Origin of the sequence: Mycobacterium sp. E740 (genome assembly GCF_001672895.1) — a bacterium.
Taxonomy (GTDB): Bacteria; Actinomycetota; Actinomycetes; order Mycobacteriales; family Mycobacteriaceae; genus Mycobacterium.
Window position 1 is genome coordinate 1 of the sequence record NZ_LZKP01000023.1, and the last position, 1,296, is coordinate 1,296.

1 protein-coding gene and 1 pseudogene are annotated in these 1,296 nt (G+C 66.5%); one reads left to right on the plus strand and one right to left on the minus strand.

Annotation, left to right across the window (positions count from 1 at the left end; genetic code table 11):
• A pseudogene (gene ligC, locus A5663_RS02185) lies at positions 1 to 524 on the minus strand (ATP-dependent DNA ligase); the annotation flags it as partial.
• 65 nt (positions 525 to 589) lie between these two features.
• Between ligC and A5663_RS02190 the strand changes: the two are divergent.
• Positions 590 to 1,296, plus strand: a 707-nt coding sequence (locus A5663_RS02190; protein WP_068143437.1) for an ATP-dependent DNA ligase, incomplete at its 3' end; no start/stop codon positions are given.

Sequence of the window (1,296 nt, forward strand, 5' to 3'; positions counted from 1 at the left end):
GCGCCCTCGAACTGCTCGAACCACTGCTGAGCGGTGGCCAGATCTGTCGTGGCCGGTGTCACCCGAAACGACGGGCCGGCGTCGGCCAGCGCGTCGACGAGCGCGGCGCGCCGCTCGCTGAAGGGCCTTGCCGTGTAGTCGTCCTCGCCGAGGGCCAGCAGGTCGAACGCGATGAACGACGCCGGTGTCCGCCCGGCCAGCATGCTGACCCGGCTCGCGGCCGGATGCAGACGTAGTTGAAGTGCCTCGAAATCCAGTTTGTCGCCGGCGACGATGACGATCTCGCCGTCCAGCACGCACCGCGCCGCCAACTCGTCGCGCACCGACTCGATGACCTCGGGAAAGTAGCGGCCCAGGTCCTTTCCACTGCGGGACAACAGCACCACCGCGTCCCCATCGCGGAAGACCAGGGCGCGGAACCCGTCCCACTTCGGCTCGTACGACCACACGCCCGCTTCGTTGGGCACCTTGGCCTGCGCTTTGGCCAGCATCGGCTCGAGCGGCGGGGTCACGGGGAGGTCCACGGGTTCCATACTCACGTAGACCGCCGACAGCGGGCAATGTCATCGATGTGGGGCGCTGCGCCACAATGGGCGGGATGCGTCTTCCCGTCATGCCTCCGGTGTCTCCGATGCTCGCCAAATCGGTGCCATCGATACCGGCCGGCGCCTGCTACGAACCGAAGTGGGACGGCTTTCGCTCCATCTGTTTTCGTGACGGCGACGAAATTCAGCTGGGCAGCCGCAACGAGCGACCGATGACGCGGTACTTCCCCGAACTGGTGAGTGCGGCGCTGACGGAGTTACCGCCACGCTGCGTGATCGACGGCGAGATCGTCATGCCCCGCGAGATCGACGGCCGCACCCGGCTGGACTGGGAGTCGCTGAGCCAGCGCATCCACCCAGCCGAATCGCGCATCAAGATGCTCTCAGCACAGACCCCCGCACACTTCATCGGTTTCGACGCACTGGCCACCGGCGACACGTCGCTGATGAAGGAACCCTTCCGGGTTCGCCGCGACGCGCTGCTCGGCGCCGTGACAGAGAAACAGTGGTGTCATGTCACGCGCACCACTGAGGACCCGGAACTCGGCGCCCGCTGGCTCGAGCAGTTCGAGGGCGCGGGACTCGACGGCGTGATCGCCAAGCGCCTCGACGGTCCGTACCTGCCGGGCAAGCGTGAGATGGTCAAGGTCAAGCACGCCCGCGACGCCGACTGTGTGGTCATCGGCTATCGCATCCACAAGAGCGGTGAAGGTATCGGGTCGATGCTGCTGGGTCTGTATCGCGATGACGG